This window comes from Phaeobacter sp. JH20_08 (assembly GCF_048056635.1).
Lineage (GTDB): Bacteria > Pseudomonadota > Alphaproteobacteria > Rhodobacterales > Rhodobacteraceae > Phaeobacter > Phaeobacter bryozoorum.
Window position 1 is genome coordinate 307,774 of record NZ_JAYMVV010000011.1, and the last position, 25,645, is coordinate 333,418.

The following is a 25,645-nucleotide window of genomic DNA, read 5'->3' on the forward strand; positions in this document are numbered from 1 at the left end:
GCGCAGGGGCAAGAGATTCGCCCGAGCCCGAGCCAGATCACAGCCACCGCGCGGCGGTCGCGCGAGGCGACGACAGCTCTGCACAGGGATATGGTCGGGCCCGGCAAACATCTCAGCGCGCGCTCCCGTCGAAGACTTCGGGAAAGGACAGCTGGGCAACATCGACATTGATGACCAGCAGCGCCTCATAGCTTTCGGGATCAAACGGGTCTTCGGCAGGGATCACCTCGCGGCCGAACAGCCAGCTCAGACGACCTGCATCCAGATTACCACGTTCAAAGGGCTGATCGCCAAAGCAGTCCCACAGCGCCTGCATGAAGCCCGCATCGGCGCGCCGGTCTGCCGGGCGACGGTCGCGGAACCGTTCGCGACGGGTGATCGGCGTAACCCCCTTGGGGTTGGGACGGCGGATGACGAATTGAAAATCGGTGCCCGGCAGACGGCCGGGGAAACCGCGGTGTTTTAGCATGATGGTGCCTCCGATCCGGCACCCCGCGGGACGGTAGAGTCCGGCCGCAGGGCCGGACCCCTGTCGTGATTACTTGTATTTGCCGGTGTAAACGGGCTCAGCCGAAATCGGCTCGGGCTCGACAACGACGTATTCTTCTTCCTGCTGTGCGCAGGCTGCGGCGGCTGCAAGCAGGCCCGCCAGGGCAACGAGTTTGATGCTCTTGGACATTTCTGTCTCCCAATTGTGTCTTTGAAACCTGCGCGGGCCACGGCCGGCGCCTGCCTCATCCTCAAATAACAGATCACGCTCATGTGATCTGACGAGAGAGTAGCGGAGATGCGCGGGGTTTCACATCCCAAAGCCGGATCCGACGACACTTCGGCGGGCAAAGCTGCAAAAAAGCGCCAGTTTTCAGCCTGCATCGGCGTCTTTGTGACCCCGGGGGGCACCAGAACCGGCGGCAGCTGCCGGGCTGTAGTGGCCCGCAGCCCGCGGGGCAGACAACAGATCATCAGAATGCCTCCCAGATGCAGCTGTCACCCTCGGGGCGGTAGCTTTCAAAGAACTGTGTCGCCGCCGCATCCGCCGCCCCAAAGGGCACTTCGCGGTCCGACAGCGATATCACCACCCGGACCGGCTCAAGCCCATGCTGGTGCAGATAGGCCAGAACCAGGGTCTGGCACAGGTGATCCATATCCGGGGCGGCCTGTTCATAGCTGATCAGCGCCGCGTCGCGGGCAATCTGCGGCGCAAGAAAGCGAAAGCGCACCCAAAGCTCGCCGGTGCTGTCGTCCAGAAGAACCTCATGCAGATCGACCTCCTGCCCCGATGGCAGATCAATCGGCAGCGATCCGGCCTGCGCAGCCGCGCCAAGGGCAAGCAGAACCGAGACCCCGGAGGCCGTCACGGCAGATTTGATGGCAGGCCCAATACCGCAGCCCCGACCCCAAAAACGATGGGCTCCTCCTGTCGGGGCTGCAGGCGCTGCACACGCGGTGCGCGCTGTCCGATATGAGCTGGCGCGGATCATGTGTCAGATTCGGTTCCGGTGTCAAACGAAGATACAAATGTGGGCGCAAACATCTGAGATTGTTCAAATTGATCGCATTTTGCGAACAATCCACCCGATATGCCGGCGATTGGTTCCAGTCTGCTGATTTCCAACAGGCTTTTGCCATCGGGGTGGCGGCAGATCGCGGCATAGGCAGGCGCTGACATCTGAGTTGTATCCTCATCACCCCTCGCAACCAAGGCGATATTTACCTTTGGCCGCAAGGGTCTGGGTCAGGAAATCCGGAACGGGTCCGGGTGTTACAGCGGGATATTGTCGTGTTTCTTCCACGGGTTTTTGAGCTGCTTACCCCGCAGCGACGCAAAGGCACGGCTGACGCGTTTGCGGGTGGATTGCGGCATGATCACCTCGTCGATGAAGCCGCGTTCCGCCGCCACAAAGGGATTGGCAAAGCGTTCTTCGTAATCCTTTGTGTGCTCGGCAATCTTGTCGGCATCCGCCAGATCAGCGCGGTGGATGATTTCGGTCGCACCCTTGGCCCCCATCACGGCGATCTCCGCCGTCGGCCAGGCGTAGTTGAAATCGCCACGCAGATGTTTGGAGGCCATCACGTCATAGGCGCCGCCATAGGCCTTGCGGGTGATCACGGTAACCTTCGGCACCGTCGCCTCGCCATAGGCAAACAGCAGCTTTGCCCCATGTTTGATGACGCCGCCATATTCCTGGCTGGTCCCAGGCAGGAAGCCCGGCACATCAACCAGCGTCAGGATCGGGATCTCGAAACAGTCACAGAAGCGCACGAACCGCGCCGCCTTGCGGCTGGAATCGATATCGAGACAGCCCGCCAGAACCATCGGCTGGTTGGCAACAACACCCACGGTCTGCCCTTCAAGGCGGATAAAGCCGGTGATGATGTTCTTGGCGAAATCTTCCTGAATTTCGTAGAAATCCCCCTCGTCCGCGACTTTGTGAATCAGCTCCTTCATGTCGTAGGGCGTGTTGGGATTCTCTGGAATCAGCGTATCGAGCGAGGCTTCGACGCGGCCCGGCTCATCAAAGAAGGGGCGAACCGGCGGTTTTTCGCGATTGTTCAGTGGCAGGAAGTCGACCAGCCGGCGGACCTCCGCCAAGGCTTCGACGTCGTTTTCAAAGGCGCCATCAGCCACCGAGGACTTCTTTGTGTGGGTCGAGGCGCCGCCCAGCTCCTCGGCGGTGACGACCTCGTTGGTGACGGTCTTCACCACGTCGGGGCCGGTCACGAACATGTAGGATGTGTCCTTCACCATGAAGATGAAATCGGTCATCGCGGGCGAGTAGACCGCGCCGCCGGCACAGGGGCCCATGATGACGGAAATCTGCGGCACCACGCCCGAAGCCATGATGTTGCGCTGGAACACCTCGGCGTAGCCCGCAAGCGAGGCGACACCTTCCTGAATACGGGCGCCACCGGAATCGTTGATGCCAATGACCGGCGCGCCATTCTGCACCGCCATATCCATGATCTTGCAGATCTTTTGCGCGTGGGTTTCCGACAGAGAGCCGCCAAACACCGTGAAATCCTGGCTGAAGACATAGACCATCCGGCCATTGATGGTGCCCCAGCCGGTAACCACGCCATCGCCCGCCGGGCGCTGTTTTTCCATGCCGAAATCGGTGCAGCGGTGCGCCACGAACATGTCGAATTCTTCGAAACTGCCCTCGTCCAACAGCAGCTCGATCCGCTCGCGCGCGGTCAGTTTACCGCGCCCATGCTGAGCGTCGATCCGCTTTTGTCCGCCCCCCAGTCGCGCTGCGTTGCGACGGTCTTCCAGCTCGGAAAGGATATCTTTCATGGCCATGCCCCCTGTTGAATTTCAGGCGACCATAGACGCTGCACAGGAGAAGCCAAAGTCAATAATGGCAAATTTGCAAAGCATTTGCGTAACAGATGCGCTAATTTGCAAACAGGCACAGAACCGCGCAGAAACCGCCGAAGCGGCGGGTGTTCTTGATGTGCTGACCGATGTGCTCGTATCACCGGGGCCGAGCAACGGAGACGGAACACCCCCCATGTTACACCCTTCCCAGATCATACAGGCCATGCAGTTCGACGGGTTCTACACCCGCAATCCGATCAACACGGATAACGCCCCCCGGCTGACCATCACCTATCAATTCGCGGGCAGCTCCGCGCCCGGCGATCTGCCGACCGGCAGCACATATTCCGGCTGGCAGAGTTTCAGCGCCGCGGAACGGGCTGCCTTTGCCGAGGCGTTCGACCATATCGAAACCTTCCTGAACGTCGATTTTGTCGAGGTGCGGGGCGCGGCTGATCCCGACCTGAACCTCGGCTCCGTCACCATCCCCGGCAGCACGGTCGGGATCGGCGGCTACAGCATGAGCTTTCGCGGCAGTGATATCAGCAGCTGGGACGGCTATGCGGTTTTTGACAACACGCTGGATATGTCACAGGACAACCGTGAAAGCCTGATCCTGCATGAACTGGGACATGCTCTTGGTCTTCAGCACACCCATGATTCAAGCCTGCCCGAAGGCTATGACAGCAACCTCTATTCGGTGATGTCCTACCGCGAGAACCCGCTGAACGGGCAGGACAGCGATGCGATGATGCTGTTCGACGTGCTGGCGCTGCAGGACATCTGGGGTGCCGTCGATTATAACACCGGCAACTCTACCTATCGCGGATCGCGCACCGACACCGTGGATGTGATCTGGGACACCGGTGGCCGCGACACCTTCAACGCCAGCGACCGCAGCACGGCGGTGACACTGGATCTGCGCGAGATGCATTTCTCAAGCTTTGACACCGAAAGCGATGTGACAATAGCCCATGGCGTCACCATCGAGAACGCCATCGGCGGGCGAGGCCGGGATTTGATCATCGGTAATGACGCCAACAACCGGCTGGTCGGCGGCGGCGGACGGGACACCCTGCGCGGCGATGGCGGCAATGATGCCTTGAACGGCAACAGCGGGATTGACCTGCTCATCGGTGGCGGCGGCAATGACCGCCTGAACGGCGCCGGCGGCAATGATCGTCTGGTGGGCAACAGCGGCGCCGATATCTTCATCTTTGCCCGCAATGGCGGCAATGACACCATCCGCGACTTTCAGGACGACATCGACACGCTGCGCATCGTCGGCCACGGCAGCAGAGCCGAGGTGCTCGCCCGCGCCAGCGAGGTGGGCGACGATCTATACTTCGACCTTGATGGCAACAACAGCGTCACGCTGCGCAATATGACCCTGGATCAGATCAGCGACGATCTGCTGGTCTGAGGCTGCGCATTATGGACAATCGCCGCGGTGTGACCTAATTCGTTCACATGCGAACCATTCCGCGGCGATTTCTGGACCGTCGGTCCAACCCCAATATCGGCACGCTGATCCTGCTCTCTGGGCTGTCGGCGCTGGCGATGAATATCTTTCTGCCCTCCCTGCCCGGGATGGCCCGATATTTTGATGCCGATTACAGCCTGATGCAGCTGTCGGTCGCGCTGTACCTTGCCGTCAGCGCGGCGGTGCAGATTTTTGTCGGGCCGATTTCCGACAAGCTGGGGCGCCGCCCGGTCATCCTGTGGGGCGTGGCGCTGTTCTTGCTGGCGACGCTGGGCTGTCTTTATGCGCCGACGGCGGAGATCTTTCTGCTGTTTCGGATGTGTCAGGCGATTGTCGCCTCTGCCATGGTGCTGAGCCGTGCCGCTGTGCGCGACATCTACGACAATGATGCCGCCGCCAGCATGATCGGCTATGTCACCATGGGCATGGCGGTGGTGCCGATGATAGGCCCGGTGATCGGTGGCGCGCTGGAAGAGACCCTCGGCTGGAAAGCCAATTTCTGGCTGCTGATGGTGCTGGGGGCGGCAACATTCGCGATTGCCTATCTCGACCTTGGCGAAACCGCCCGCAAGAGCGGCAAGACCCTGATGGCGCAGTTCCGCGAATATCCCGAGCTGCTGCGGTCGCCGCGGTTCTGGGGCTATTCGCTGGCCTCGGGCCTGTCGTCGGGAGCGTTTTTTGCCTATCTGGGCGGCGCGCCTTTTGTCGGCACACAGGTCTATGGTCTGTCTGCTGCCGAGCTTGGGGTCTATTTTGCCTCGCCGGCCGTGGGGTATTTCATCGGCAATTTCCTGTCCGGGCGCTATTCGACCCGGATCGGGCTCAATCGGATGGTGCTCTGGGGCTGTCTGATCAACGGCATCGGCGTGGCGCTGTCGCTCACACTGGCGCTGGCGGGTGCCGACAGCGTCTATTCCTTCTTTGGCTTCATGACCTTTGTCGGGCTGGGCAACGGCATGGCGATCCCCAATGCCACCGCCGGTGCGATTTCGGTGCGGCCCCATCTTGCGGGCACCGCCTCAGGGCTTGCCGGTGCGATCATGATTGGCGTTGGCGCCGGGCTTAGCGCCTATGCGGGCTACCTGCTGGTTCCGGGATCGACGCCGGTGCCGCTGCTCACCATCATGCTGGCCACCGCCGTTCTGGGCTTTGTGTCGATCCAGGTGGTGATCCGCCGCGAGAAAAACCTCGGGATCTGAGCGGCAGCTGCGCCGCCCAGCCCGGTTCGGGTGCTCGCATAACGCCCTCCCATCATCACCTTGCACTTTCCCCGCCAGCGGGTCCGATGGCGTGCCGCTCTTGCACCGCATGATTTGCAATTCTACAGTTGCAATATCCAAGATTTGCAAAGGGGATACCCATGGCGCAACAGAAACTCTATGCCGGAGCCAAGCTGCGGGAAATGCGGCTGCGCCTGTCGCTGACGCAAAAGGAGTTCGCCGCCAAGCTGGGGGTCTCCCTGCCCTATCTCAACCAGATGGAAAACAACAACCGCCCGGTTTCCACCACCGTGGTTCTGGCGCTGGCGCAGGAATTCGGGCTGGATGTCACCGAGCTGTCCACCGGTGACAGCGAACGACTGGTCAGCGACATGCGTGAGGTGATGGCCGACCCGGTTTTTGCCGATGCGGCAGTACCAATGGCGGATCTGCGGCTGACGGCTTCCAACGCGCCGGCGCTGGCGCGCGCGCTGCTGACGCTGCATCGCGCCTACCGTCAGACCCATGAGCGGCTGGCCTCGCTGGATGAGGCGCTGGGGCGCGAGGATGCGCGCATTCAGGCTTCGCCCTGGGAAGAGGTGCGCGATTTCTTCCATTATTGTGACAACTACATTGATGCGGTGGATCGCGCGGCAGAGAATTTCAGCGGCAGGCTAGATGCCCGCAGCGCCGCCATCGCCGCATTGGATCAGGCCGGGATCAGCGTGGTTTTCGGCGATATCGACGGGCTGCGAAAGTTTGATCCGGCAGGCAAGGTGCTGCGGTTGTCCAACCGTGCCTCACCGCAGACGCAGCTGTTCCAGTTGCTGTTGCAGGTGGCGCTGCTGCATCAGAACGACCTGCTGGAGGCCACGCTGGACTTTGCCAAGTTTCACAGCGAGGCGGCCCGCTCGATCGCCAAGATCGGCCTCGCCAACTATTTCGCCGGGGCCGCGATGATGCCCTACCGGCAGTTTCTGGATGCGGCCGTGGACTGCCGCCACGATCTGGAGCTGCTCGCCACCCGCTTTGGCGCCTCGATCGAACAGGTGGCGCATCGCCTGTCCACATTGCAGCGCCCCGGCGCCAAGGGGGTGCCGTTCTTCTTTGTCCGGGTTGATCAGGCGGGCACCATCACCAAGCGGCACTCGGCCACGCGGCTGCAATTTGCGCGATTTGGCGGCGCCTGCCCGCTGTGGAATGTGCACCGCGCCTTTGAGACGCCGGGCCGGTTCCTGCGGCAGCTGGCGGAGACGCCGGACGGGGTGCGCTATATCTCATTGGCGCGGGATGTGTCGAAACCGGGCGGTTCCTTTGGCTCTCCTGTCCGGCGCTACGCGATTGCCCTGGGCTGCGAGGTCCGCCATGCCGACGCTCTGGTCTATGCCGATACGCTGGATGTGAGTCAGGACAGCGCCTATGAGCCGATTGGCATCTCCTGCCGGATCTGCGAACGACGCGATTGCCATCAGCGATCGGTGCCACCGCTGGAACGGCGGCTGAGCATCAACACCGACCAGCGCGGCGTGCTGCCTTATGAGGTGAGCTGAAAGGATGCGGAAAACCCAGCCGCGGTGCCCAGCAGGACCTGAGCGCCCCGGCAGAAAAGTTTCTTGCAGAAACAGGGGCAAGCCTCCAAGCTCGGCAGCCAGATACGAGTGTCCCCCGGAAAAGAGAGTAACCACATGAAAATCCCAGCTATTGCCGCCAGTTTCTTGTTGATCGGTGCGGTCCATACCAACGCGGTCGGTGCCCAGACACTGGAGCAATGGGGGGCCTCTGACTACTGGGATGTTCTGATTGATCCCTCACTGGGCGACGGCTGCCTGATCCAGTCGGAATTCACCGATGGATCCGTTGTCCGCATCGGTTTTGACCGCACCGAAGGCACGGGCTATGTCACTGCCTTCAACATGGGCTGGGGGGACATCGAGGAAGGGGCCTCCTATCCGGTTCTCTTCTCGCTTGACGGTCAGGATTATGATGCCGATGCGACGGGCATCTATCTTGAGGATGTGCCCGGGGCGGATATCGCCTTTGACAACCCCGATTTCCTGTTCGACCTCGCGATCAAACAGACGATGACGCTCTACACGACCGAGGGCGAAGTCATGTCGATTGACCTCACCGGGAGCTACAAGGCGCTTGAAGCGGCAATCGAATGTCAGGAAGAAATGGGCTGAGCGATATCTCGGCCCCGATCTTCGGCATGATATCGCAGGAATAATCGCGCGGGTGACAGGAAAAGAGGGGCACCGGCGGCGCCCCTCTTTGCTGTTGTTGGATGGGTTTCTTACGCCTTTGACAACATGCCCCAGATCTCATCCTTGAGGGCGGCGCGCTGTTTGCGCAGGTCGGCTTCGGCAGTTTCGGACATCGGCTCGACATTGGTTTCGGCGCGATGCACCGCGCGGTTCACCGCGTGATAGCTGTCCGCAAGCTTGGCAAAATGGGCGTCCGATTGCTTCAGCGCATGGATCTGCGACTGCTTGTCGGGAAATTCTTCGGCCAGTTCGTGGGGGGTATTGGACATCTGCTCGCTCCTTGATTTTTCAGCGTCAGACGGACCTTAGCCAGCCCTGCCCCTGCCCACTTTGACGCGGATCAAACCGGCAGCTTCGGCCGACTAAAAAACGCCCGCGCAACGGGGTGCAGCGGGCGTTTCAGGGATATCCCCCGGCTGTTCAGCGCTGGGAGGTTTGCCAATTCGGGTTGAACCAGGCCTGCGCGTTTGACGACGGCAGGCGGCGGCCGAGGATGTGGTCGGAGGCTTTCTCGCCGGTCATGATCGAGGGGCCGTTGAGATTGCCATTGGTGATGCGTGGGAAGATCGAACTGTCGGCGACGCGCAGGCCGTCGACGCCGATGACGCGGCATTCGGGATCAACCACCGCCATCGGATCCTCCACCGCGCCCATCTTACAGGTGCCGCAGGGGTGATAGGCGCTTTCGACATGTTCGCGGATAAAGCCGTTCAGCTCGTCGTCCGATTGCAGCCCATCGCCGGGCTGGATTTCATATTTCACGAACGGCTTCATCGCATCCTGTGCAAATACCTCGCGGGTCAGGCGGATACATTTGCGGAAATCCTCCCAGTCCTTCTCGGTCGACATGTAGTTGAACAGGATTTTTGGCGCATCCTTGGGATTGCTGGAAGCCAGCGTGACCTCACCGCGCGAGTCCGAGCGCATCGGGCCGACATGGGCCTGAAAACCGTGGCCCTCGGCTGCGGCCTGACCATCATAGCGCACCGCGATGGGCAGGAAGTGGTACTGGATATCCGGGTAATCGACGCCCTTGTCGGAGCGGATGAAGGCGGCGCTTTCGAACTGGTTGGAAGCGCCCAGACCTGTTTTGGTGAACAGCCACTGCGCCCCCACCATCGCCTTGCCAAGCAGGTTCCAGTATTTGAACAGGGTAATCGGCTGTTTGGAGGCGAACTGGAAATAGAATTCCAGATGGTCCTGCAGGTTCTGGCCCACGCCGGGACGATCGACAACAACGTCGATGCCATGCTCGGCCAGATGTTTGGCCGGACCGATGCCCGAGAGCATCAGCAGTTTGGGCGAGTTCAGCGAGGAGGCCGCAAGAATGACCTCGGCGTTGGCGCGGATCACCTCGATCTTGCCGCCCCGCTCGACCTCGACGCCGACGGCGCGCCCTTCTTCAATGACCACCTTGCGGGCAAAGGCGCGGATCAGATCGCAATTGTCACGCTTCAGCGCGGGCTTCAGATAGGCATTGGCGGCGGACCAGCGCTGACCCTTGTAGACGGTCATTTCCATCGGGCCGAAGCCTTCCTGCTGCTCGCCGTTGTAATCCTCGGTCACCGGATAGCCGGCCTGTTCGCCCGCCTTTACAAAAGCCGCGTGCAGCGGGTTGTCGCGGGGGCCGCGGGTCACATGCAGCGGGCCGTCGGTGCCGCGCCAGTCCGCATCGCCGCCATGGCCGCGATCGTCCCAGGTTTCCATACGTTTGAAATAGGGCAGCACGTCGGCATAGGACCAGCCTGTCGCCCCGGTCTCGGCCCAGTGGTTGTAATCGCCTGCGTGGCCGCGCACATAGACCATGCCGTTGATCGAGGAGGAACCGCCGATCACCTTGCCGCGCGGGCAGACCAGCTCGCGACCCCCCAGATGCGGTTCCGGCTGCGATTTGTAGCCCCAGTCGTACATCGACATATTCATCGGGTAGCTCAGCGCCCCCGGCATCTGGATGAACGGTCCGGCATCACTGCCGCCATGTTCGATCACCAGAACCGATTTTCCTGCCTCGGACAGGCGGTAAGCCATGGCACAGCCGGCAGAGCCGGCACCGACAATCACATAATCCGCGTTCATTGCGTCTCTCCATTGCGGATGCGGGTTGGGTCAAGGATGCCTGTGGCACCGCGCCATGGCGCGGCCTGTCCTTGAGGCACCCCGAATCTGCCTCATCATTGTTGTGGTCCGCCGAGGACGCGAAGCGCCCTCAGCAGGCCTCTCAGCATCCCCTTCCCTCTTGCCCTTTTGGGCAACGGGGCGGGTGGGTGGGCGTTGCCCAAAAGGGCAATCAGAACGCCGCTTCGACGTCGCCCATGCGGACGTAGACCGATTTCACCTGGCTGAAGTGCTTGATCGCCTCTTTCGAGTTCTCGCGGCCCACGCCTGAGGCTTTCACGCCGCCAAACGGCGCCTCGACCGGCGCGTCGTTGTAGGAGTTGATGAAGCAGCTGCCCGCCTCCAGCTGGCCGATGACCCGGTGGGCGCGGCTGAAGTCATTGGTGAAGACGCCCGCCGACAGGCCGAATTCGGTGTCATTGGCGCGCGCGATCACCTCTTCCTCGGTGTCGAAGTCGAGGACCGACATCACCGGGCCAAAGATCTCCTCGCGGGCGATGGTCATATCGTCGGTCACATTGGCAAAGACGGTCGGTTCGACAAAGAAACCATCCATGTCTGCGCGCTTGCCGCCGCAGATCAGGCGGGCGCCCTCTTCTTTGCCCTTCTCGATGTAGCCAAGTACGATGTTCATCTGGTTTTCGGTGACCATCGGGCCAAAGCTGGTGGCCTCATCCATCGGGTCGCCGAGGATTGCGTTGCCGGTGCGTTCAGCGAGACGGGCGAGGAATTTCTCCTTGATGCCCTTCTGCACGAACACGCGGGTGCCGTTGGAGCAGACCTGACCGGAGGAATAGAAGTTGCCATTGATGGCGCCGCCGACGGCGTTTTCCACATCGGCGTCGTCAAAGATGATCAGCGGCGACTTGCCGCCCAACTCCATGGTGACATGCTTCATGCCCTCAGCCGCCGCCGCATAGACTTTCTTGCCGGTCGGCACCGAGCCGGTCAGCGAGACCTTATCAACGCGCGGGTCGGTGACCAGCGCAGCCCCGACCTCGCCCATGCCCTGAATGACATTGTAGATACCGGCCGGAGCGCCCGCCTCATGCAGGATCTCAGCCACCTTCAGGGCGCAGAGCGGCGTGGTCTCGGAGGGTTTGAACACCATCGAATTACCGCAGGCCAGCGCAGGCGCGCCTTTCCAGCAGGCGATCTGGGTCGGGTAGTTCCAGGCGCCGATGCCGACACACAGGCCCAGTGCCTCGCGGATGGTATAGACCCAGTCTTCGCCCATCGGGATGTGCTCGCCGGTGAGGGACCCTGCAAGGCCGCCGAAATACTCCAGCGCGTCGGCACCGGAGGTGGCGTCGGCCACCAGCGTCTCCTGTAGCGGCTTGCCGGTGTCGTAGGTTTCCAGCACGCTGAGCTCGTGGTTGCGCTCGCGCATGATGTCGGCGGCGCGGCGCAGGATGCGGCCGCGCTCGGTGCCGGTCATCTTGGCCCATGCCTTTTGCGCGGCTTTGGCGGTGGAGAGCGCCTGTTCGACGATTGCGGGCGTGGCCGCGTAGACCGTGGCGATCTGCTCGCCGGTGGCGGCATAGATCACCGGGATCGGGGTGCCGCTGGTGTCTTCGACATATGCGCCATTGATGAAATGGCTGGCTTTGGGCTGTGCGGGGTGTGTCATGATTTTATGCCTCCGGCGGGGATATTTAGGGCCAGAAGAACTGGCGTAGGAGTGTGTGAGTGGTCTATTCGCCGCGAGGAAAGCGGTTGCCGTCCTCAACGTCGTTCAGATCCATATGGTTGCGCATGTAGCGTTCGGATGCTTTTTGCAGCGGCTGGTAGTCCCAGGGGAAATAGCCGCCCTGGCGCAGGGCTTCGTAGACGACCCAGCGGCGGGCCTGACTGGCGCGCACCTCTGCGTCGAAGGTCTCAAGGTTCCAGCGGGCCTCGGATTTGGCGCGCAGGGAGTTCAGCGTGCCGGCATGGGCCGGGTCCGCTGCCAGATTGGTCAGCTCGTGCGGGTCGGCCTCCAGATCAAACAGCTGGTCGGGATCGAGCGCGCAGCGGGTGTATTTCCATTTGCCATAGCGCAGGCAGACCAGCGGCGCATAAGAGGCCTCGGCTGCGTATTCCAGGGCGACGGGTGCGCTGCGCTCCTCCCCAAGGGCCAAAGGCAGCAGGTTCTGCCCATCCGTCCAGGGTTCGATCTCTGCCATATCCACACCGGCCAGCGCGCCCAGCGTTGGCGTCACATCGAGGGTGGAGACCGGGGTGTCGATCCGGCCCGCGGGCAGGTCCGGCGCGCAGATCATCAGCGGCACCCGCGCGGAGCCTTCGTAGAAGGTCATCTTGAACCACAATCCACGCTCGCCCAGCATGTCGCCATGATCGGAGACAAAGAGGATGATCGCCTCTTGCCGAGTGGTTTCCAGCACCTCAAGGATCTCGCCGATCTTGTCATCAAGATAGGAGATATTGGCGAAATAAGCACGGCGGGAACGTTTGATGTCCTCTTGCGAGATATCAAAGCTGCGCCAGTCGTTGGCGTCGAAAATCCGTTTGGCGTGGTTGTCGTGGTCGGCGTAGGCCATTGCCGGGATTTCGGGCAGCAGGTGCTCGCAGTCCTCGTAAAGGTCCCAGTACTTGCGGCGCGCCACATAGGGGTCATGAGGATGGGTAAAGCTGACGGTCAGCGCCCAGGGGCGATCGTCCTTGCCACGGGCCAGATCGTAGAGCTTGGCCTTGGCGTGATGGGCGACCTCATCGTCATATTCCATCTGGTTGGAAATCTCGGCGATGCCTGCGCCGGTGACCGATCCCATATTGTGATACCACCAGTCGATCCGCTCTCCCGGTTTGCGGTAATCCGGCGTCCAGCCGAAATCGGCCGGGTAGATGTCGGTGGTCAGCCGGTCCTCGAACCCGTGCAGCTGGTCGGGGCCGACAAAGTGCATCTTGCCGGAAAGGCAGGTGTAATAGCCCGCACGGCGCAGATGATGGGCGTAGGTGGGGATGTCGCTGCGAAATTCGGCGGCGTTGTCATAGACGCCGGTGCGCGAGGGCAGCTGGCCGGACATGAAAGACGCCCGCCCCGGCGCGCAGAGGGGCGAGGCGGTATAGGCATTGGCAAAACGGGTGGAGCGGGCGGCCAGTTTTTTCAGGTTCGGCGCATGCAGGAACTCGGCGGGACCATCGGGGAACAGCGTGCCGTTCAACTGGTCAACCATCACGATCAGGATGTTCGGGGCAGTCATATGTCGAAGCGCTCCTTTTGGTCTGCGATGCGGCCTGTGGCCGGGTGATCTGGGGCGACAGATTGGAGAGAGCCAAGGCGCGAGGCCCACGGCGCAAAAGACCAAACCTGTCGGATATCTCGGTGCGGCGATGCCGCGAAAGGCCCCGGCCCTGCCATCTGGCGGGCCGGGGCGCCCGGTCTTTAGTGGGCTGTCTTGATACGATCGAAATCGAGGGTGTTTTCCTCAGGCGAGGCAGTGATGGCCGCAACTTCGCTGCGCTTCTTCACGAAGATGTAGATCAGGCAGGCGATGTAGATGCCGATCACCACGGTGCCGACCCACTGGATCTGCAGCCACTGGCTCTGGAAGGCCAGGGTCAGGGCAAAGAGCGCCACGGCATTGCCAAGCACGTAAGGCAGCTTGCCCAGACGTTCGGCGCTGAGGTTCATGTTGTCGGTGTAAAGGCGGATCAGCGAGTCAAACGAGTTGATCACGAAGAGGATGCCAACAACCGTCATGGACCAGTTGATCAGACCAGCGGTGGGAATGGTGTTGAGGTGGTAGAAATACAGCACCGAGAACCAGACCGCGAGCGGGATCGACGGGAACACCAGCAGTGAGGCCAGCAGCTGCCATGTGGTCAGGCCACCGACAAAGCGCGAGGTGAACTGGCCGATCATGATCGACCATGCAAACCACCAGAACAGGTAGAATTCATGGTATTCGGTCAGCGGCAGGATGAATTTGTGGATATTGCCGAAGTAGCCGCCGATATTGCCGGCCGTGGTGACAAACTCACCCAGCCCCATACCTGCATAGGCCCACATGCCGAGGATCAGCGCGAAGAACAGGAAGGTGGAGGCCACCGACAGGATACGGACGTATTTGATATCGGTCGAGGAATAGGCCGCCGCCAGGATCACCAGGAAGCAGATCACATAGAAGGCCGGGATGACCGTCTCGCCGTCGCCGACTTCGGCGATGTAATATGGCATGTAGATCAGGAACAGCGCGCCGGTGAAGGCGCAGGTGGTGATGATCACCAGATTGTTCAGCAGCTTCACGATGCCGATTTCAAAGAACTTCACCCGCGGCTCGATGGCGCAGAAATAGAAGGCGGTCAGGAAGTAGAACGCCCAGATCAGGAAGCCCCAGAAGCCAAATTCGAGCGCCAGCGGATTGGTGAAGGCATAGGCGGGCTCTGTCGCCGTATCCGCGTAAAGCGGGAAGTCGAAGGCGAGTGGGAACATGATCAGCCCCACATCCAGACCCGAGGTGAAAAGAATAGCGATGAAGGTGAACAGCGGCACCGGGGTGACCCCGACGATGCGCATGTTCCACCATTTGATCACGCAGAAAATCACCAGCGCAAAGGCCAGCAAGATCCCGGCTGAGATGATTGTTGTCATACGTCCCTCCCTTGGATGGGCGTTGGTCGCCCTTTTGACGTGTGCGACAGACATAGCAGAAAACGGGAGGTCCCCAAATAGTTTTTAAATGACCATTCAAGATCCGGAATAGTCATAACAGGAGTTGAAACGCAGACCGAGCTGGCGCAAGACTTCTATATGGCTAGAAAAAGAATTCGCGACATCCGGAACGAAGAGCTGATCGAAGCAACCATCGTTGCGGTCCACCGCCGCGGCTATGGTGTTGTTACCATGGCGGAAATCGCGAAGGAAGCGGGGGCCTCGGCAGCCTCGATCAACTATTATTTCGGCTCCAAGGAAGGGCTGATGGAGGCCACTATGCGCCATCTGCTGAACAAGCTGCGCCTGGCGATGATTCGTGGATATGCCACGGCGCAGACGCCAAAAGAGCGGCTTTATGCAGTGATGGACGCCAATTTTGACGATGATTTGTTCCGTGTCGCGCCCTGTAGCCTGTGGATGCAGTTCTGGGCCAGCGCGCCTTATTCGAGTCGTCTGTCGCGGCTGCACAGAATCAACCGCAGCCGCGTGCGCAGCCATTTCCGGGCCGAGCTGAAATGCCTGTTGCCGCAGGACCGGGTCGAAACCGCCCGACAGGCGCTGCAATGTTATATGGATGGCGTCTGGCTTCAGGCGGCCCAGTCCGAAACGCCGCTGGATCCCGAACAGGCGCGCCGGGCGGCACATCGGGTTGTGGATCTGGCGATCGGCTGACAGCCACTGAGCCGGGCCGTTGCCCGACGATCTGGCCCGTCGACCGGATGGCTGTTCAGTTCAGCGGCAGGTCCTGACGGCGATAGTGCAATCGGCTGTCACGCGGCATGTATCCCAGCACCAGATCGGTCTCCGTCAGGGAGAGGATGCGGTAACAATGGGTCGGCCCGCCGTCCTCGGCCTGGGCGACGAGGAACGGGCCCGCACCCTCAGCATCTGCGCAGGCGGTCTGCACCGAGAGCAGTTCGGTCATGGTTTCGACCGAGCCGTAGAAATTGCGCCGCGCCGCCCCTTCGACCACAAAAAGATCGTAGGCATCCGACTGAGAGACCCACCTGCCCGCCAGCTGAGTAAGCAGGGTGTCATATCGGGTTTCGTCCCGCTCTGTCAGCGCGCTGATGCTGGCCTGGATGACGCGATCCCCGACCGCCAGACGATTGCCGGCCACCCGCACCGGAGCGCCTGCATCCAGCGTCAGCAGACGCTCGATGATGGCAGGCTCTGTCGCGCCGTCATTGGTGACGCAGATCTGCCCCTCCTCCATCACCAGCTTGCAGATCACCCGCCCGTCGCTCTGCCTGACCTCGCAGCCCTGAAAGGTGACATCCCGATCAAACCCGCTGTCCGGCGGCGCGGTGGCACCTGACGCCGCGCTTTCAGGCGGGGCGTGACGCGGGCGGGAATGTTCGCTGAGCTGCGCCACATAGGCGATTTTGGCGCCGGGGGCATCGGTGGTTGTGGCGGGCGCCTGGGTGTCGATCTTGGCAAAAAATGCGCTGTCATAGCCACGTATGGCGCAATCATGGTCGCCATAGATGGTGAACTCATCCGGCGCGGTGCAGAAGGAAATCCGCTCATCCAGAAACTGCCAGTCCTGTGCCTCGCTTCGGAAGTAGTAGAAGCGGTTGCGCAGCGGGGCGTCGATCACCCGCTCGCAGGTGGCGGGTGGCAGCTGCCACCAGCCGCGGGAGATCCAGCGCCCGTCATCGCGGAACGCCAGGCTGAGCGACTGCGGCACTGCGGTGTCATTGCAGATCTCCAGCCCGACATGACCGGTGTCGGCCCAAGCCGATTGCACCAGCGCCGCCGGTGCAATCAGAAGAGCCAAGATCCATCGGACGCGCATGTCGTTCACCTCTATTCTCGAATTATTCCGGTGTCCCTATCAGTGCTCTGTGACGGTTTTGCGAAATCAGACCTTTGTGGCGAGGCTGGCAGGTGTCAGCGCCCGGCGTTTCAGCACCGCCTCCCGCCAGGTGATGAAGCTGACAGCCGCCAGGATCAGGCAGCCACCGGCGACAACCCAGATATCCACCGCCTCTTCGAAGACGAGGGCGCCGAGAAGTGTCGCCCAAAGCAATTGTAGAAAGGTTACCGGCTGGGTCACCGTCACCGGCGCTGACGCAAAGGCAAGCGTCATGGTGAAATGCCCCGCTGTCGCAAAACAGGCGACCGCAAAGAGGACAGCCAGCTCCCAGATGTTCGGGGTCACCCAGACCGCGGCGGCAAAGGGAGCCAGAAACACCGTGACCCAGATCGACAGCATCGCCACGACAACCACCGGGTTGGTGCCATCAACCGTTGTCTTGGCCAGAAGGTAGGACGCGCCAAAGGCCAGCGCGGTAAAGAGCATGGCAAGATGGCCTGCCTCTACCTCGCGAAATCCGGGGCGCAGGATGATCAGCGCGCCCAGCAGCGCCACAAGAATGGCGCCCACACGGCGCAGGGCCATCCGTTCGCCCAGAAAGAGGGCGGCACCGATGGAGACATAGATCGGCGACAGGTAGTTCATCGCCGTGACCTCGGCCAATGGGATCTGCGTCATGGCAAAGAACCACAGGATCACCCCCAGCGTATGCACAAAGCCGCGCATGGCAAACAGCCCCCAGAGCCGGGCGGTGAGCCGCGACCGGCGCAGCGTCGCGACCATCGGCACCAGAAACACCAGCCCCATCAGGTAGCGCAGAAAGGCCGATTCCGCAGGCGGGATGCGATTGCCGAGGTATTTGACAAGGGCGGTCACCGCGACAAAACACAGCCCCGTCACCAGCATCCAGAACACCCCTTTTACCGGGTTGCCGACGGCGGGCGCCGGCGGCCTTGCGGCGGCGGCGGTGGCGGCGCGGTCGGATGTGGGGTGGTCGTCGGATGGAGTGGTCATGGCGCGCATGAGAGCACCGGGGCGGTCGCAGAACAACCCTTCACATATGAAATATGTTCTTGTCCCGGGCGGCACGACCGGGTTTGTGCGTGACGCGCACAGAGGCGCATCAGAACCTGTATGACACCCCGCACTGTCACATCATTAGCAGCTTGATGGCGATGGCCCACATGGTCAGCCCCACCAGCACGTCCAGCAGCTGCCAGGCTCGGGGTCGGGCAAAGACCGGTGCCAGCAGGCTGGCCCCGTAGCCAAGCGTGAAGAAGAAGACAAAGCTCGACAGCGCCGCACCAAGGCCAAAGACCAGCGGCTGCGGATATTGCGCCGAGATCGAGCCAAGCAGCACCACGGTATCGAGATACACATGCGGGTTGAGCCAGGTCAGCGCCAGCACCGTGGCCAGCATCGGCCAGAGTGTCACCGGCGCGCCCTGCCCGTCTGCGCTGTCCAGATGCGCGCCGCCGCGCCATGCCGACCTGAGGCTGCGCGCGCCATACCACAGCAGGAAGGCCGCGCCGCCAAGCCGCATCGCCAGCTCGAACCACGGCAGTGCCAGCGCCAGCGAGCCGAAGCCCAGCACACCTGCGGTAATCAGCAGCGCATCGGAGCTGGCGCAGGTGAGGCAGATCCAGAACACATGCTGGCGTCTGAGCCCCTGCCGCAGCACAAAGGCATTCTGCGCGCCAATGGCCATGATCAGGCTCAGGCCGAGAAAGAAACCGGCAATCAGGCTGGAAGGCATGGGATCTGTCCTTTGTCATCTTGGTGCAGGCGGCCTGGTCCAACAGGTGACCTGGTGGTGGTCGTGGTCTGTGCTTTGACTAAGGCGCTGAGCGGGTGTAAGCAAATTAATCTGACTTACCCAAATTAAGATCCGCTAATGCAATTCGATCCCAATCAGCTCGCCGCGCTATCGGCTGTCTTGCGGCTCGGCTCGTTTGAGGCGGCCGCGCAGGCCTTGCGGGTGACGCCGTCGGCGATCTCGCAGCGGATCCGGGCGCTGGAGGATCGCATTGGCAGCAGCCTCGTGCAACGCGGCAGCCCCTGTCTGGGCACCGAGGCCGGTCTGCGGATCGCCAAACATGCCGAGGATGTCGCCCTGCTGGAGGCGGCAGTGTCCGACGATCTGCGGCTGGAGCGCGCGCCCGGTGCCTCGCGGCTGCGGGTGGCGATCAATGCCGACAGTCTGGCGACCTGGTTCGTTCCGGTGATGGCGGCCTGCGAGGGGCTGCTGTTTGATCTGGTGATCGACGATCAGGACCACAGCGCCGACTGGCTGCGCCGGGGCGAGGTTTCGGCAGCGGTGACGGCCCGCGCCAAGCCGGTGACCGGCTGCGATGCCCATCCGCTGGGTGCGCTGCGCTATATCGCGACCACCTCGCCTGCGTTCCGCGACCGCTGGTTTGCCAGCGGCGTGACCCCGGAGACAGCGTGCCGCGCGCCCTGTCTGATCTTCAACGCCAAGGATCAGCTTCAGGCGCGCTGGCTTGGCGCACATGTGGGGCCGGGGATTGCGCCACCTGCGCATTTCCTGCCGTCGAGCCAGGGATTCGTCGATGCGGCGCTGGCGGGCGTCGGCTGGGGGATGAACCCCGAGCAGCTGGCTGCGCCCTATCTGATGGCCGAGCAGCTGTGCCCGCTGATCCCAGACACCCCGCTGGATGTACCGCTGACCTGGCAGGTGAGCCGGGTTCTGGCCCCGGCCCTTGCCGATGTGACCCGTGCCGTGCTCAAATCAGCCCGTCGGCATCTGACGCCGATCTAACCACCGGGGGCACGAATACAGTGCCAGAGGACCACAAAGGCAACAGAACGGACGGCAGGTTATCCAGCCTGAAGACAGATCCCGCCCGCAGCTCGCCGGAGCGGCTGCATATGCTGACGCTGGGCCGCAGTTTCCTGTGGCAGCTGGTGTTGCCACGGCTGCTGGTGCTGCTGACATGGGCGCTGCTGAACACGGTTGTCGTGCTGCCGCTTCGGCTGCTTTATGCGCTGGTGCTGATTGATGGGCTGTTGCTGCTGTGGCAGGCGCGCAGTTTCCTGCGCAGCGCCGATGCCCATATTCGCGACACCGGTCATCTGGCGCCGGTCTGGGGCGGCTATCTGGCCATTCTCTTCGCCGGTTTTGCCACGGTGACCCTGTGGTGGGACGCAGTGCTGATCGCCACCACCCCGGAGGAGCCGGATTATGCCGAAACCGAACGGCTGGCGCGCGAGGCGCTATATGATCTGTCGATCACCCCGGATGGGCGTCGGCTGGTCTTTGCCGGGGAAATCCCGCATGGGCTGACGCGCCGGGTGGCGGCGATGATGGCCGAGGCCCCGGCCCTGCGCGAGGTGGCGCTGAGCGGTCCGGGCGGGCTGATCTATGAGGCGCGAGGTGTGGCCCGGCTGATCCGGGAGCGCGCATTGGACACGGTGGCCGAGGGCGCCTGTGCCTCGGCCTGCACCTTGGTCTTTGCCGCCGGAGAGGAGCGCAGGCTCGCCAAGGGAGGCAGCCTTGGGTTTCATTCTTATGCGCTGGCCTTTCCCGGTGGGTTGCCGCAGGTCGATCTGAACCGCGAACAGGCCCGCGACCGCGATTTTCTGATTGCACAGGGGGTCAGCGCCGATTTTGCCGAGCGGCTGTTTGCCACCGACCATCGCCAGCTCTGGACACCGGATGCGGACGAGCTGCGGCGCGCAGGTGTGCTGACCCGGCCCTAAGGCGTGGGTTTATTGCAGCGATTTGGTCATTCGGTAGTTGTGCAGCATCACGCCGCGCCGTTCGAAATCGCGCCGCCCCTCATCGCTGAAGCCCTGCCGGGTGAAGAAGCGCTTTGCGGCCTCGCTGGCCTCGACATAGAGGATCTTCAGCCCCAGATCGCGCGCCCGGATCTCCAGCTGACGATAGAGCGCCACGCCGACGCCTGTGCCCGCCACATCCGGGTGGCAGTAGAAACAATCAATATGGCCGTCCTGCTCCAGCTCGATAAAGCCCTGCGGCTGATCGCGGCCGTCAACCGCAACGAAGATGACCCGCCCGTCCAGAGCGCGGCTTTGCCAGACCGTGGCGGGGGCGGCTTCCGGGCTCCATGCGGCGCATTGAGCGGCGGTGTAGTCCTGCCGCGCAACACCATGCACGGCGGCATGAAAGATCTGCGCCACTGCGGCGGCATCTTCGGCGCGGAACTCTCTGATCTGCATCGGGCGGCCTTTCTACAGCATTCCCAAGGGGTTCAAAGAAAAAGGCCCGCCGGGCTGACGGGCCTTGAAAATCGCATCGGACGCTGGCTCAGAGCTGCGCCATCACCTCGTCGGAGGCTTCAAAATTGGTGGTGACCCGCTGCACGTCGTCGTCATCTTCCAGCGCATCCACCAGCTTCATCAGCTTCTGCATGCCTTCGAGATCCAGCTCGGTTGTGGTGGTGGGTTTCCAGACCAGCTTGGTCGATTCAGATTCGCCCAGTTCAGCCTCAAGCGCAGTGGAGACCTCGTTGAGGTCGGTGTCGGCGCAGTAGATCAGATGCCCGTCCTCGGCGCTTTCGACATCCTCGGCACCGGCTTCGATGGCGGCCATCATGACGGTATCGGCATCGCCGACAGCGGCGGGATATGTCACCTCGCCCTTGCGTTCGAACATGAAACCCACGGAACCGGTTTCGCCGAGGTTGCCACCGTTCTTGGAGAAGGTGGAGCGCACGTTGGAAGCGGTGCGGTTCTTGTTGTCGGTCATGGTTTCGACGATCACGGCGACACCGTTGGGGCCATAGCCCTCATAGCGGATTTCGTCGTAGTTCTCGGCGTCGCCGCCGGTGGCTTTCTTGATCGCGCGGTCAATCACATCCTTGGGGACGGACTGGCTCTTGGCTTCCTTGACGGCCAGACGCAGACGCGGGTTCTTGTCCGGGTCGGGGTCGCCCATCTTTGCGGCGACGGTGATTTCCTTGGAGAGTTTCGAGAACAGTTTCGACCGCGCGGCGTCCTGACGGCCCTTGCGGTGCTGGATGTTCGCCCATTTGGAATGGCCTGCCATGGTGCATCCTTGCTAATTCAATTTCGGATCTGGCGCCCATATAGCCCCGACACCGGGGGGCTTTCAAGCGCCCCATATCCGGCCCGGCGCACCATGCGGACGGTGACAGCCGTGAGCCGCACTGCATCCGGCGTGCAGGGAGGCGCTTGTCCCGCAGCGCGCAACCGCTAGAGTGGCGCCATGACATTTGACCAGATTGTATTGTTCGCCCTCTTCGCTGCTGTCTTTGGCCTGCTGCTGTGGGGCAAGTATCGCTATGATATCGTGGCTTTTTCCGCATTGATGGTGGCGGTCCTGCTGGGGGTGGTGCCTGCCAATGACGCCTTTGCCGGATTTGGCCATCCGGCAACATTGGTGGTGGCACTGGTGCTGGTGGTTTCGGCCGGGCTGGTGCGCTCGGGTGCGGTGTTTCTGATCACCCGCACGCTGGTCGACAGCAGCCGCAATCTGGGCGCACATATCGCGCTGATGGGCGGTATTGGCGCGGTGCTGTCGGCCTTTATGAACAATGTGGCGGCGCTGGCGCTGCTGATGCCGGTGGACATCCAGACCGCGCGCAAGGCCGGGCGGGCGCCGGGGCTGAGCCTGATGCCGCTGTCCTTTGCCACCATTCTGGGCGGTATGGTGACGCTGATCGGCACGCCGCCCAATATCATTATCGCGTCGATCCGGGCCGAAACTCTGGGCGAACCCTTCGGAATGTTCGACTTTGCCCCGGTTGGCGGCATCGCGGCGCTGGCGGGGCTGCTGTTTGTGGCGCTGATCGGCTGGCGGCTGATCCCGCTGCGCCAGAATGCGGCCGGCGACTCGGAGGCACAGCTGTCGCAGTATATCGCCGAGCTGACGGTGCCCGAAGGATCGGGCCTGATCGGTCAGCGTCTGGGCGAGCTGGACGCGGAAGCCGACAAGGCCGATGTGGCGATCCTCGGGCTGATCCGCGACGGCAAGCGGCTCTATGGGCGCGCGGCGGGTCAGCTGCTGCGGGCCGGTGATGCGCTGGTGCTGGAGGCCACGCCCGAAGCGCTGGATGAATTCCGCACCGCCGCCTCGCTCGATTTTGCCGATGCCGCCCGGCAGGAGAAGCTGGGCGCCGCCGGTGATGGGCTGGAGCTGGTCGAGGTGCTGGTGCCGGAAACCGCCCGTATCAAGGGGCGCAGCGCGCAGGCGCTGGGTCTGGCCTGGCGGCAGAACACCGTGCTGATGGGGCTGGCGCGGCAGGGCCGCCGCCTGACCCGGCATATCCGGCAGGAACAGATCGAGGCGGGGGATATCCTGCTGCTGCTCTGCCCGCGTGATCGCGGCACGGATGTCACCGAATGGCTGGGCTGCCTGCCGCTGGCGGAACGCGGCCTGTCGGTCACTGCCAATGACAAGACCTGGCTTGCCATCGCGCTGTTTGCAGGCGCGGTGCTGGCGGCCTCGCTGGGTATCATCTACCTGCCGATTGCGCTGGGGCTGGTGGTGGTGGCCTATGTGCTGACCAAGATCCTGCCGCTGGCGGAATTATACGACCATATCGAATGGCCGGTGGTGGTTCTGCTCGGCTCGATGATCCCCTTGGGGGCGGCGCTGGACAGTGCCGGCGGCACTGCGCTGATCGCCGAGAGCCTGCTGACGCTGACCGCAGGCATGCCCGCCTGGGCCATTCTGACCGTGTTGATGGTGGTCACCATGACGCTGTCGGATGTGTTGAACAACACCGCCACGGCCATTGTCGCGGCCCCGGTCGGGATCCAGATGGCCAATGGTCTGGGCGTGTCGCCGGATCCGTTCCTGATGGCGGTGGCGGTGGCAGCCTCGGCGGCGTTCCTGACCCCCATCGGGCATAAGAACAACACGCTGGTGCTGGGTCCGGGCGGCTATCACTTTGGCGATTACTGGCGCATTGGCCTGCCGCTGGAGGTGCTGATCATCGCGGTCTCCATCCCCGCAATCCTGCTGTTCTGGCCGCTGTGATCGGCGCTGTGGCGCTGCTGTGACCCAACGGCAGGGACCGCAGGGTTTGCGCCGCGCCCCTCTGCACGCTTAGGCTGATCCCACAACCGGGACCAACAGCAGAGGCACGCCATGGGACAGCCGACGGACAACAGCGCAGATGTGATCATCGTCGGGGCCGGGCTGGCCGGGCTGGTGGCGGCAGCCGAACTGGGCGACCGGGGCAAGCGGGTGATCCTGCTGGATCAGGAGCCTGCACATTTCCTGGGCGGTCAGGCGCATTGGAGCCTGGGCGGGCTGTTCATGATCGACACGCCCGAGCAGCGCCGCATGGGCATTCGCGACTGTCCCGATCTGGCGCGGCGCGACTGGTTCGGCAGCGCCCAGTTTGACCGCCCCGAAGACCATTGGCCGCAACGCTGGGCGCGCGCTTATCTGGACTTTGCCAGCGGCGAGATGCGGGCCTGGCTGCATGGTCTGGGAATGCGCTGGTTTCCGGTGGTTGGCTGGGCTGAACGGGGCGGTGGCGACGCCGAGGGGCATGGCAATTCGGTGCCGCGCTTTCACCTGACCTGGGGCACCGGACCGGGGGTGGTCGCCCCCTTTGCCGCGCGGGTCGAGGCCCATATCGAGGCTGGTCTGATCCAGCCGCGCTTTCGCCATCAGGTGAGCCATATCATCACTCAGGGCGGCGCTGTCAAAGGTGTCTCCGGCGAGGTCTTGGCGGCAGATGACGCGCCGCAGGGGGCCCGCACCAACCGTCAGGAAATCGGCGAATTCGAGGTCTATGCGCCCTCGGTGCTGGTCGCCTCGGGTGGGATTGGCGGCAATCTGGATGCGGTGCGCCAGAACTGGCCGGTGGAGCGGCTGGGACCTGCGCCGCGCCGCATGGTGGCCGGTGTGCCCTTTCACGTCGATGGGCGGATGATCCCCATTGCGCAGGCGGCGGGCGGCCATGTCATCAATGCCGACCGGATGTGGCATTACACCGAAGGGCTGCGCAACTGGGATCCGATCTGGCCCAACCACGGCATCCGCATTCTGCCCGGGCCATCGTCGATGTGGTTTGACGCCAGAGGCGACAGGCTGCCTGCGCCTTATCTGCCGGGATTCGACACGCTGGGCACGCTGCGCGAGATCCTGAAGACGGGCCATGATTACAGCTGGTTCATCCTGAGCCAGAAGATCATCCAGAAGGAATTCGCCCTGTCGGGGTCCGAACAGAACCCCGATCTCACCTCCGGCAAATGGGGCGAGGTGCTGCGCGCCCGGCTGTTGTCGCGGGGCAAGGCCCCTGCCCCGGTTGAGGCCTTCAAGAAACATGGTGCGGATTTTGTGGTGGCCGACACGCTGAGCGAGCTGGTGGCGGGCATGAATGAGATCGGCGATGTCGCGCTGGAGGAAACCCACCTGCGGCGTCAGATCGAAGCGCGCGATGCCCAGGCCGACAATCCCTTTGCCAAGGATGCGCAGATCATCGCCATCAATGCCGCGCGCAACTACCGGGGCGACCGGCTGATCCGCACCGCCAAGCCGCATCGGATTCTGGACCGCGCCAATGGGCCGCTGATCGCGGTGCGGCTGAATATCCTGACCCGCAAGTCACTGGGCGGTTTGCAGACCGATCTTGACGGGCAGCTGATTGGCGCCGATGGCACGCCGGTGCAGGGACTGTTTGCCGCCGGAGAGGTCGCAGGCTTTGGCGGTGGCGGCTATCACGGCTACAATGCGCTGGAGGGCAGCTTTCTGGGCGGCTGCCTGTTTACCGGCCGTCAGGCAGGCCGGTCCCGCGCCATCGCATGAGCGGCCAAAACCTGCGGTAACT

23 protein-coding genes are annotated in these 25,645 nt (G+C 62.7%); 9 read left to right on the forward strand and 14 right to left on the reverse strand.

Annotation, left to right across the window (positions count from 1 at the left end; genetic code table 11):
• Window positions 1-112: 112 nt before the first annotated feature.
• The 4 genes from VWY75_RS12020 to VWY75_RS12035 form a co-directional block, all read right to left on the reverse strand.
• A complete protein-coding gene (locus VWY75_RS12020; protein ID WP_416535115.1) occupies window positions 113-469 on the reverse strand; it encodes a hypothetical protein in 357 nt (118 codons plus the stop codon).
• Window positions 470-538: 69 nt separating this feature from the next.
• Window positions 539-679 (reverse strand): hypothetical protein, encoded by a 141-nt coding sequence (locus VWY75_RS12025; protein ID WP_014880466.1) that lies wholly within the window; start codon window positions 677-679, stop codon window positions 539-541.
• A gap of 283 nt (window positions 680-962) precedes the next feature.
• Window positions 963-1,358: a DUF6497 family protein gene (locus VWY75_RS12030; RefSeq protein ID WP_260104883.1), complete on the reverse strand. Its 396-nt coding sequence runs from the start codon at window positions 1,356-1,358 to the stop codon at window positions 963-965.
• Window positions 1,359-1,762: 404 nt separating this feature from the next.
• Entirely contained in the window at window positions 1,763-3,295 is a 1,533-nt protein-coding gene (locus VWY75_RS12035) for an acyl-CoA carboxylase subunit beta (protein WP_416535113.1), read from the reverse strand.
• 217 nt (window positions 3,296-3,512) lie between these two features.
• On the opposite strand from VWY75_RS12035, the gene VWY75_RS12040 reads away from it, so the two are divergent.
• The 4 genes from VWY75_RS12040 (at window position 3,513) to VWY75_RS12055 (ending at window position 8,184) form a co-directional block, all read left to right on the forward strand.
• On the forward strand, window positions 3,513-4,742 hold the full coding sequence (locus VWY75_RS12040; protein ID WP_416539039.1) for a M10 family metallopeptidase: 1,230 nt from the start codon (window positions 3,513-3,515) through the stop codon (window positions 4,740-4,742).
• 47 nt (window positions 4,743-4,789) lie between these two features.
• Window positions 4,790-6,001 (forward strand): multidrug effflux MFS transporter, encoded by a 1,212-nt coding sequence (locus VWY75_RS12045; RefSeq protein WP_340546038.1) that lies wholly within the window; start codon window positions 4,790-4,792, stop codon window positions 5,999-6,001.
• 161 nt (window positions 6,002-6,162) lie between these two features.
• Window positions 6,163-7,551 (forward strand): helix-turn-helix domain-containing protein, encoded by a 1,389-nt coding sequence (locus VWY75_RS12050; protein WP_340546039.1) that lies wholly within the window; start codon window positions 6,163-6,165, stop codon window positions 7,549-7,551.
• 135 nt (window positions 7,552-7,686) lie between these two features.
• On the forward strand, window positions 7,687-8,184 hold the full coding sequence (locus VWY75_RS12055) for a hypothetical protein (protein ID WP_340546040.1): 498 nt from the start codon (window positions 7,687-7,689) through the stop codon (window positions 8,182-8,184).
• 110 nt (window positions 8,185-8,294) lie between these two features.
• On the opposite strand, the gene VWY75_RS12060 is transcribed toward VWY75_RS12055, so the two are convergent.
• From VWY75_RS12060 to VWY75_RS12080, 5 genes are all read right to left on the reverse strand, one after another.
• Window positions 8,295-8,534 carry a YdcH family protein gene (locus tag VWY75_RS12060; RefSeq protein ID WP_340546041.1) on the reverse strand — a complete coding sequence of 80 codons (240 nt, stop codon included), beginning with the start codon at window positions 8,532-8,534 and terminating at the stop codon, window positions 8,295-8,297.
• A gap of 151 nt (window positions 8,535-8,685) precedes the next feature.
• Window positions 8,686-10,341 (reverse strand): choline dehydrogenase, encoded by a 1,656-nt coding sequence (betA, locus tag VWY75_RS12065; RefSeq protein WP_416539040.1) that lies wholly within the window; start codon window positions 10,339-10,341, stop codon window positions 8,686-8,688.
• A 211-nt stretch (window positions 10,342-10,552) separates the two neighbouring features.
• Window positions 10,553-12,010, reverse strand: coding sequence for a betaine-aldehyde dehydrogenase (gene betB, locus VWY75_RS12070; RefSeq protein WP_416539041.1), 1,458 nt, complete (start codon window positions 12,008-12,010; stop codon window positions 10,553-10,555).
• 64 nt (window positions 12,011-12,074) lie between these two features.
• On the reverse strand, window positions 12,075-13,583 hold the full coding sequence (gene betC, locus VWY75_RS12075; protein WP_416539042.1) for a choline-sulfatase: 1,509 nt from the start codon (window positions 13,581-13,583) through the stop codon (window positions 12,075-12,077).
• A gap of 182 nt (window positions 13,584-13,765) precedes the next feature.
• Window positions 13,766-14,974, reverse strand: a complete 1,209-nt coding sequence (locus tag VWY75_RS12080) for a BCCT family transporter (RefSeq protein WP_340546045.1) — start codon at window positions 14,972-14,974, stop codon at window positions 13,766-13,768.
• A gap of 159 nt (window positions 14,975-15,133) precedes the next feature.
• Here VWY75_RS12080 and betI point away from each other — a divergent pair, with 159 nt between their 5' ends.
• On the forward strand, window positions 15,134-15,709 hold the full coding sequence (gene betI, locus VWY75_RS12085) for a choline-responsive transcriptional repressor BetI (RefSeq protein ID WP_340546046.1): 576 nt from the start codon (window positions 15,134-15,136) through the stop codon (window positions 15,707-15,709).
• A gap of 55 nt (window positions 15,710-15,764) precedes the next feature.
• Here the strand turns inward: betI and VWY75_RS12090 are convergent, their stop codons facing one another.
• The 3 genes from VWY75_RS12090 to VWY75_RS12100 all read right to left on the reverse strand — a co-directional run bounded on the left by VWY75_RS12090 (window position 15,765) and on the right by VWY75_RS12100 (window position 18,612).
• Window positions 15,765-16,835, reverse strand: a complete 1,071-nt coding sequence (locus VWY75_RS12090) for a DUF1036 domain-containing protein (protein WP_416539043.1) — start codon at window positions 16,833-16,835, stop codon at window positions 15,765-15,767.
• Between the two features lie 66 nt (window positions 16,836-16,901).
• Window positions 16,902-17,870 (reverse strand): DMT family transporter, encoded by a 969-nt coding sequence (locus tag VWY75_RS12095; protein WP_416535108.1) that lies wholly within the window; start codon window positions 17,868-17,870, stop codon window positions 16,902-16,904.
• Between the two features lie 136 nt (window positions 17,871-18,006).
• Window positions 18,007-18,612 (reverse strand): LysE/ArgO family amino acid transporter, encoded by a 606-nt coding sequence (locus tag VWY75_RS12100; RefSeq protein ID WP_416539044.1) that lies wholly within the window; start codon window positions 18,610-18,612, stop codon window positions 18,007-18,009.
• 138 nt (window positions 18,613-18,750) lie between these two features.
• Between VWY75_RS12100 and VWY75_RS12105 the strand changes: the two genes are divergently transcribed.
• Both VWY75_RS12105 and VWY75_RS12110 read left to right on the forward strand, forming a co-directional pair.
• A complete protein-coding gene (locus VWY75_RS12105) occupies window positions 18,751-19,635 on the forward strand; it encodes a LysR family transcriptional regulator ArgP (protein WP_416539045.1) in 885 nt (294 codons plus the stop codon).
• A 110-nt stretch (window positions 19,636-19,745) separates the two neighbouring features.
• Entirely contained in the window at window positions 19,746-20,576 is an 831-nt protein-coding gene (locus VWY75_RS12110) for a hypothetical protein (protein WP_416539046.1), read from the forward strand.
• A gap of 9 nt (window positions 20,577-20,585) precedes the next feature.
• Here the strand turns inward: VWY75_RS12110 and VWY75_RS12115 are convergent, their stop codons facing one another.
• Together VWY75_RS12115 and VWY75_RS12120 are read right to left on the reverse strand one after the other, a co-directional pair.
• Window positions 20,586-21,056, reverse strand: coding sequence for a GNAT family N-acetyltransferase (locus VWY75_RS12115; protein WP_416539047.1), 471 nt, complete (start codon window positions 21,054-21,056; stop codon window positions 20,586-20,588).
• Between the two features lie 88 nt (window positions 21,057-21,144).
• Window positions 21,145-21,885: a YebC/PmpR family DNA-binding transcriptional regulator gene (locus tag VWY75_RS12120; RefSeq protein ID WP_340546053.1), complete on the reverse strand. Its 741-nt coding sequence runs from the start codon at window positions 21,883-21,885 to the stop codon at window positions 21,145-21,147.
• Between the two features lie 180 nt (window positions 21,886-22,065).
• Here VWY75_RS12120 and VWY75_RS12125 point away from each other — a divergent pair, with 180 nt between their 5' ends.
• The gene (locus VWY75_RS12125; protein WP_416539048.1) at window positions 22,066-23,841 is read left to right on the forward strand and encodes an SLC13 family permease; all 1,776 of its coding nucleotides are present in this window, start codon (window positions 22,066-22,068) and stop codon (window positions 23,839-23,841) included.
• Between the two features lie 111 nt (window positions 23,842-23,952).
• Window positions 23,953-25,623: an FAD-binding dehydrogenase gene (locus VWY75_RS12130; protein WP_416539049.1), complete on the forward strand. Its 1,671-nt coding sequence runs from the start codon at window positions 23,953-23,955 to the stop codon at window positions 25,621-25,623.
• The last annotated feature ends 22 nt before the right edge of the window (window positions 25,624-25,645 follow it).

Coding starts and splice junctions, on each gene's coding strand:
- VWY75_RS12020 (WP_416535115.1), bottom strand. CDS start 469: ATGCTAAAACACCGCGGTTTCCCCGGCCGTCTGCCGGGCACCGATTTT.
- VWY75_RS12025 (WP_014880466.1), bottom strand. CDS start 679: ATGTCCAAGAGCATCAAACTCGTTGCCCTGGCGGGCCTGCTTGCAGCC.
- VWY75_RS12035 (WP_416535113.1), bottom strand. CDS start 3,295: ATGAAAGATATCCTTTCCGAGCTGGAAGACCGTCGCAACGCAGCGCGA.
- VWY75_RS12040 (WP_416539039.1), top strand. CDS start 3,513: ATGTTACACCCTTCCCAGATCATACAGGCCATGCAGTTCGACGGGTTC.
- VWY75_RS12045 (WP_340546038.1), top strand. CDS start 4,790: ATGCGAACCATTCCGCGGCGATTTCTGGACCGTCGGTCCAACCCCAAT.
- VWY75_RS12050 (WP_340546039.1), top strand. CDS start 6,163: ATGGCGCAACAGAAACTCTATGCCGGAGCCAAGCTGCGGGAAATGCGG.
- VWY75_RS12055 (WP_340546040.1), top strand. CDS start 7,687: ATGAAAATCCCAGCTATTGCCGCCAGTTTCTTGTTGATCGGTGCGGTC.
- VWY75_RS12060 (WP_340546041.1), bottom strand. CDS start 8,534: ATGTCCAATACCCCCCACGAACTGGCCGAAGAATTTCCCGACAAGCAG.
- betA (WP_416539040.1), bottom strand. CDS start 10,341: ATGAACGCGGATTATGTGATTGTCGGTGCCGGCTCTGCCGGCTGTGCC.
- betB (WP_416539041.1), bottom strand. CDS start 12,010: ATGACACACCCCGCACAGCCCAAAGCCAGCCATTTCATCAATGGCGCA.
- betC (WP_416539042.1), bottom strand. CDS start 13,583: ATGACTGCCCCGAACATCCTGATCGTGATGGTTGACCAGTTGAACGGC.
- VWY75_RS12080 (WP_340546045.1), bottom strand. CDS start 14,974: ATGACAACAATCATCTCAGCCGGGATCTTGCTGGCCTTTGCGCTGGTG.
- betI (WP_340546046.1), top strand. CDS start 15,134: ATGGCTAGAAAAAGAATTCGCGACATCCGGAACGAAGAGCTGATCGAA.
- VWY75_RS12090 (WP_416539043.1), bottom strand. CDS start 16,835: ATGCGCGTCCGATGGATCTTGGCTCTTCTGATTGCACCGGCGGCGCTG.
- VWY75_RS12095 (WP_416535108.1), bottom strand. CDS start 17,870: ATGACCACTCCATCCGACGACCACCCCACATCCGACCGCGCCGCCACC.
- VWY75_RS12100 (WP_416539044.1), bottom strand. CDS start 18,612: ATGCCTTCCAGCCTGATTGCCGGTTTCTTTCTCGGCCTGAGCCTGATC.
- VWY75_RS12105 (WP_416539045.1), top strand. CDS start 18,751: ATGCAATTCGATCCCAATCAGCTCGCCGCGCTATCGGCTGTCTTGCGG.
- VWY75_RS12110 (WP_416539046.1), top strand. CDS start 19,746: ATGCTGACGCTGGGCCGCAGTTTCCTGTGGCAGCTGGTGTTGCCACGG.
- VWY75_RS12115 (WP_416539047.1), bottom strand. CDS start 21,056: ATGCAGATCAGAGAGTTCCGCGCCGAAGATGCCGCCGCAGTGGCGCAG.
- VWY75_RS12120 (WP_340546053.1), bottom strand. CDS start 21,885: ATGGCAGGCCATTCCAAATGGGCGAACATCCAGCACCGCAAGGGCCGT.
- VWY75_RS12125 (WP_416539048.1), top strand. CDS start 22,066: ATGACATTTGACCAGATTGTATTGTTCGCCCTCTTCGCTGCTGTCTTT.
- VWY75_RS12130 (WP_416539049.1), top strand. CDS start 23,953: ATGGGACAGCCGACGGACAACAGCGCAGATGTGATCATCGTCGGGGCC.